Here is a 5,687-nt window from a genome sequence, read left to right on the forward strand (position 1 = left end):
CGCGCGGCGAGTACCCCGGCTCCGCCGTTCCGGCAGCGGGCCCCCCATCCGGCCGCCGGGCCCGGACCGCGCGCGCGGTCCGGGCCCTGCCCCGTGCGGTGCCGCCCTGGGGCGGCAGTGCGTCAGCTCTGTGTGGTGTCGTCGTCCGCCTGCCCGGCGCCTTCAGCTGTGCCTGCCTTCTCGCGCATCTTGCGCACCAGTTCCGCCTTCTGGTCGGCTGCACCTTGGCGGTCGCGATTGCGGTGCGGACCGTTGTTCTGCCGTTCGGCGCGGGACAGCTTCTTGCGCTGGCCGCCACCCATACCCACGGGGTTGTTGATGTTCTTGCTCACGGTCACGGGTTCTCCCGGTAATAATTTGAAGTGATCTACGGATTCATCGGTGGAGGACGGGCGGCGACGTCGAAGGACGTCAGCAGGGGCCCATCACGCTCTCACTCGTAAATCGGCGTCTGGAAGAACATGACAAAGACGTTACCCGCTTCCGTCGGCCCCGCACACCAACCTTTTCGCCGCCTCGGCGTCGGCCGGGTCTTCGGCGAGCGCCGTTTCCTTCCGGGAATCTCAGCACCGCCAGCACCGCCAGCACCCGCCGGTGGTCGCCGCCCGCCCGGGCAGGTCCAGATGGGCGTTACTGGGCCGTGGCGGTGTGCGAGCTCGGGTGGTTCCTGACCGCGAGCAGCGTCCGGGACGCAAGCATCGCCCCTGTCCTGGCCGGCGACGCGTGGGCGCCGAGCCCGTGGGCTTCCGGCTCGACCTCACCGACGGAGAGATCACCTCAGCTGTCGTCCTACCGGCGCAGACCTCGCCTCACTGGCAGACGGGCGCGCACCTGATGCAGGCCGGGGATTACACGGCTGCTCCGGGCGTCCAGCACAGATGGCTACGCGGAGCAGATCGCCTCCCTGATGCTGCTGCGCATGGATCTGCAGCCACTGGTCAACAGCTTCAAGGAGACCAGCACCCAGACTCACAGATGGCCCGCCTTCTTCGGCGCCGTCTACCTTCCGGCCAGCGGCGGCAAGGCCCTGTTGGGCGTGGTCGGCGCGGTGGCTGGGGATGACGACATGCTCAGGGAAGCGACCCCCGCGATGTCTACCGGCGGTAGAATCGGCTCTATGAGCAAGCCGACCAGCATCAAGACCAGCGAGGAAGTGCGTGACCGGCTGCGCATCCTTGCTAACGAGCGCGGCACCACGATCACCGAGCTGCTGGCAGAACTCGCCACCCGTGAACCCACGGCAGCCGAACGCGAGCAGCGAGCTGTTGAGGCTGCCGGTGAGCTGGGCATCGAGTACACCGACCAGGTCCAGCAAGCCGGCCAGGACGCCTGGGCGAAGATCCGCGCCCATCAGGGCGACGCCGCCGCATGAACCTGACGGCCGTCCTGGATCACACCGCTCTTGGCGCGCTGTTCCGAGCGGATCCCTTTTTCACGGGCCTGTACATCGAGGCCTCGCGCGGCACCGGCCGGGTCATCATCCCCTCGCTGTCCGTGCTGGCTGCCGAGCGGCAGGTTGCGGGCGCGGGCAGGCACGCGGCATCCCTGCGGTTCGCGGAGAACGTTCCGTTCACCGCAGCTCATGCTGTGGATGCGATGGACTGGAGAAACGTGGACTGGCCGGTGGCCCACGCTGCTGCGATCGCCTGGCATGCGGTGAAGGCGGGAGATCCGCTCACGGTCCTGTCGCTGGTACCCGAGCTGTACGCGGGTACCGGCATCACTCCGCTGAACCCCACCTGACCCGCGCCGCCTCGGCCGAAGGGGGGCCGTTTCCCGCGGGAAACGGCCCCCCTTTCTTTCGTCAGCGGCCGGTATGCAGGTACGCCTGCCGGGCGCTGACCAGGCCACGCCAGCGGCTGCGGGTGTGCTGTTCACTGTCGAGCCACCGGACTGCGGAAGTCTGATCGGCAGGCACGTCGGCCACGAACTGGGCGATGTCGACGAAGTAGGCGTGATCTTCGTCGGACGTCAGTTCTCGTAGCCGGGCGAGCGTGGCGTGCAGTGCGGTGCGGTCGTCGAGGACGGCCTGGTGAAAGGCGCAGGCCAGCTCGATCGCGGGTGTCAGTGAGGTGAGGCCCGCGATATCGAGTTCGGTGCGCAGCGTAGCGATCCGGTCGTCGACACTGTCGCTGCCGGCATCGCGGATGAGTTCGGCCCGGCGGACGTTGAGGGTGGTGGCGCGCAGGTTGAGGCCGGCCAGGAGCTGGTGGGCGAGGTCGATTTCCGCGGTGGCCTGGTCGGGGGCGTAGAGCGCGATGGCGAATGCGCGCAGGGCCTGGTTGTGGGCGGCCTCGCCGGCCTTGCCGTGCTGTTCGGCTTCGGTGCGTCCTGCGAGGTAAGCCGCGGCGGCACGCTCGGGTTGGCCTTGAAGCCAGTACAGGTCACCCAACACGCGTTGGTGGCGGCCTTCCCAGCCGAGATTCCGGGCGGCGGCGAGGGCGGTGGGGAAGTCGCCTGCCAGGCGTGCGGCGTGGGCCAGGCCGCGGCGGGCGGCCGGGGCGAGGCGGCCGCCCTGGTCGGCGACCTGCTGGTAGTCGCGGCGGGATGGGGCGGCTCGGCCGGTGTCGCGCAGGGACTTGGCCCGGTAGTAGAGCGCCAACTCCTGAAGGTCGGCGGGCAGCAGGTCGGCGTCGAGGACGGCGGTGAGTCGGCTGACGGTGCGGGCACGGTGTTCGTGCTGGCGGCGGGTGAGGGTGCTGAGGAGTTCCACGAGGGCGTCAGCGGGTGTGCCGGGCGCCGGGGCGCCGGGGGCGGGTGGGGTGACCGGCTCCCAGACGGAATCGCCGACGTAGGTCCAGACGGCGTCGGTGAGCCAGTCGAGGTCGAGGTTGTAGTCCCGGGCGATGGCGAGGCCCTGGCGCAGGCAGCCCACGAGGAGCCGGCGGTCGCGGCTGGTGCCGGCGGTCCACTGCTCGCCCAGCGCGGCGAGGGTCCGCTCGGCGGCCTGGTGCCAGTCGCGCGGAGACCAGCGGTCGTCGGTGTGATCGTCGGCGTCCCGGAGGGTGGAGCGGATCAGCCCATGCAGGTGGTAGGGCCACAGGCCGAAGGGGTCTTGGCGGACGAAAGGACGTTCGATCAGGCGCAGTGCCGGCGCCTCGTGGGCCAGGCCGGCGGCTCGCGCGGCGAGCGGCAGGTCGAAGGCGTCGAGCAAGGACACAGAGCGCAGCACGTGCCGCTCGGGCGCGGTGAGGTCGGAGAGGGTGCGGGCGATCAGGGCGGGGAAGTCGTGGTCGAAGTCCGCCGGGGCGGGGCTACGACCGGTGCGGCGGATTTCGAGGAACCGCATCACCGACAGGTCGAGGTAGAGCGGCAGGCCATGGGAGCGGTCGGCGATGACCTGGCGGATCTCCTCACTGATAAGCGGTTCGCCGTCTCGGGTGAGCCGGCGGGCGAGGTGGTCGTCACAGTCCTCGGGGGAGAAGTCACCGATGAGGATCTGCCGCGCGTTGTTGTGGGGCGGCCGGGCGGCGCGCACCGCCGGGACGGCTGCGGGGAGGGCCAGACCCGGCCAGGCGGTCGGGCCGGTGTAGTCGAGCTGCCCCTGTAAGGCAGCATCCGCCCACTGCAGGCGCGAGCGGCCGGTGATGACGAAGAAGCAGTTCGGCATGAGCCACACGACCCGCTGGATGAGGCGCTCCAGGTCGCGGTGCGTACGGTCGCCGACGTCCTCGAAGGTGTCCAGCAGGATCACCGGCATGACGCGCTTGTCCGCCGGGAGCTGGGCGAGCTCCCACGCAAGCAGGTGCGGGTAGAAGCTCAGCGCCTCCAGGTCCGCCTCGGCCTCCAGCAGATCCGCCAGCCGCGCGCACCCGGCGAGTGCCCGCACGGTCTGCCGGCGCTCGCGCAGCGCCCTCGTGAGGGAGCCGGCCAGCGCACCGGCCGCCGTACCGACGGTGCCCGGCAGGAGGAGCGCCTGGGCGACGTCCGCGAGAGCGGACTGCATCTGCTGCGGCATCGCCTTGCCGAACCGGCCCGCGAGGCCACCGCGGCGCAGGTACTCCTCCAACGGTTCACCGGGGTGCTGGGTCTCCCAGTAACGGCGAAGGGCGATGTCGAAGGCGGGCAGCGGGCGGCCCAGTTCGGCCAGCGCTGCGCGGATCGTGAGGACGACGTCCTCGAAGGACGTTCCGGCGGAGCGAGCCAGGTCGATGCGTACAGGCAGGATCCGCTGTCCGGACCAGGCGGGCTCACCCCACTGGGCAGGCCGCTGATCGGTCCCGGCGAGCGCGGCCTCCAGCTTGCGGGACAAGGTCGTCTTGCCGATTCCCCCGACCCCGTGGAACACCATCACGTTGTGACGCGGGCGCTCCAGGTCCTCGACATCGAATGCGGACTCGGTGATCAGTCGCAGATGCTCGGACAGTGCGGCCGCGACCAGCTCCCACTGCAACTGCCGGTTCGTGAACGCCTCCACGGCCTGAAGGCCCCGGTCGTTCGTGCTGAACAGGGCCCTGAGATCCCGGCCGCTTGCCACGTCCACCCCCGAAAGATGATCAGCTTGCGAGCTCCAACTTATGCCCGCCGCACTCGTCTTGGGCAGGCCGCCCAGCCTCGTGGAGGCTGCACTTCTGCGTGCCGATGGGATACGGCATTCTTCAGCGATGAAGCCCGATCCCGAGCCCTGGTACAGCACCACCCTCAACCTCTGGCAACTACGTAATCGGTCCGGTTCGCTCGGGTGCGGTCGCTGCTGGTCGGTGGGGGTGGCCTCGAGGTCAGTGGTGTGGTCGGTTCTTCGGCATCTGTGAACTTCCCTCAAGATCCTGGCGGGTGGGGTTTCACGCTGGGGGATGAGCGCTGATCTGCGGGCGGGCGGGATGTCGTGGGTGGATGAGTTCGTGCTGGCGCTGGCGGCGCGGGGGGTGACGGACCGGTGGGTCGTCCAGCAGCGGGTGTGGGTCGAGCAGTTGCTGGCTTTCGCCGCCTGTCCGGTGTGGGAGGTCCAGCCGGGGGACGTGGACGGCTGGCTGGTGGCGGCCCGGGGGCGGGGGACGGGACCGCAGACGCGGGGGCTGATGGCGCAGGCGGTGTACCGGTTCTACGCGTTCGTCGAGACCCGCTACGGCGCTTGGGTCCGTGAGGCGGCGGGCCGGCGGGTGGTGTGTCCGGTCGATGAGTTCGCGCCGCCGGCCCATAGTCGTCGCCGTCCTGGCGATGGGCGCGGTGGCGGTGCCGTCGGCCGCCATGGCGTGCATGGGCGACGAAGGAGCCGAGGCCATCACCGCCACGTCCAGCGGTCCCTGGACGGACGGGAGGAAGGCGTCCTGGGACGGGCACCGGGGGCGGGACGTCCGGACCGCGAAGCCCACGGCGACGGCTTCGCCCTCGGCCTCGCCGACGACCTTTTCCAGGACTGAGGCGCCCGCCCCGCTGAAGTCCAAGGCGCCCGTCTCGAAGGCGATCACCCCGCCGGTCCCGACGAGGACCGCCGCCGTGCCGAAGCCGACCGCCGTGCCCCCCTCGACGACCGTCGCACCGAAGCCGCCCACCATCACGGCTCCCGCCGCAGGCGCGGCGACCCCCGCCGTCGTCCGCGTGGTCGCCCTGGTCAACAGCGAGCGCGCCAAGGTCGGTTGCTCCCCGGTCGCCCTGAACGCGAAGCTCTCGCAGGCCGCCCAGGCCCACAGCGCGGACATGGCGAGCCACAACACCATGTCGCACACCGGTTCCAACGGGTCCGACCC

At 70.5% G+C, this 5,687-nt stretch carries 6 protein-coding genes; 4 read left to right on the plus strand and 2 right to left on the minus strand.

Going from position 1 to position 5,687, the window contains the following annotated elements; all coding sequences use genetic code 11:
* Window positions 1-122: 122 nt before the first annotated feature.
* Window positions 123-338, minus strand: a complete 216-nt coding sequence (locus ABZX90_RS43625) for a DUF6243 family protein (RefSeq protein WP_355213706.1) — start codon at window positions 336-338, stop codon at window positions 123-125.
* 581 nt (window positions 339-919) lie between these two features.
* On the opposite strand from ABZX90_RS43625, the gene ABZX90_RS43630 reads away from it, so the two are divergent.
* Window positions 920-1,372 carry a hypothetical protein gene (locus ABZX90_RS43630; protein ID WP_351133366.1) on the plus strand — a complete coding sequence of 151 codons (453 nt, stop codon included), beginning with the start codon at window positions 920-922 and terminating at the stop codon, window positions 1,370-1,372.
* On the plus strand, window positions 1,369-1,743 hold the full coding sequence (locus ABZX90_RS43635; protein ID WP_351133368.1) for a PIN domain-containing protein: 375 nt from the start codon (window positions 1,369-1,371) through the stop codon (window positions 1,741-1,743). The genes ABZX90_RS43630 and ABZX90_RS43635 overlap by 4 nt, the downstream gene beginning before the upstream one ends.
* A 61-nt stretch (window positions 1,744-1,804) precedes the next feature.
* On the opposite strand, the gene ABZX90_RS43640 is transcribed toward ABZX90_RS43635, so the two are convergent.
* Window positions 1,805-4,477, minus strand: a complete 2,673-nt coding sequence (locus ABZX90_RS43640; RefSeq protein WP_355213709.1) for an ATP/GTP-binding protein — start codon at window positions 4,475-4,477, stop codon at window positions 1,805-1,807.
* 316 nt (window positions 4,478-4,793) lie between these two features.
* On the opposite strand from ABZX90_RS43640, the gene ABZX90_RS43645 reads away from it, so the two are divergent.
* Window positions 4,794-5,360 (plus strand): hypothetical protein, encoded by a 567-nt coding sequence (locus tag ABZX90_RS43645; protein WP_355213707.1) that lies wholly within the window; start codon window positions 4,794-4,796, stop codon window positions 5,358-5,360.
* Between the two features lie 76 nt (window positions 5,361-5,436).
* Window positions 5,437-5,687, plus strand: a 251-nt coding sequence (locus ABZX90_RS43650) for a CAP domain-containing protein (RefSeq protein WP_355213708.1), incomplete at its 3' end; no start/stop codon positions are given.

Origin of the sequence: Streptomyces sp. NPDC002935, assembly GCF_040611295.1 — a bacterium.
GTDB lineage: Bacteria > Actinomycetota > Actinomycetes > Streptomycetales > Streptomycetaceae > Streptomyces.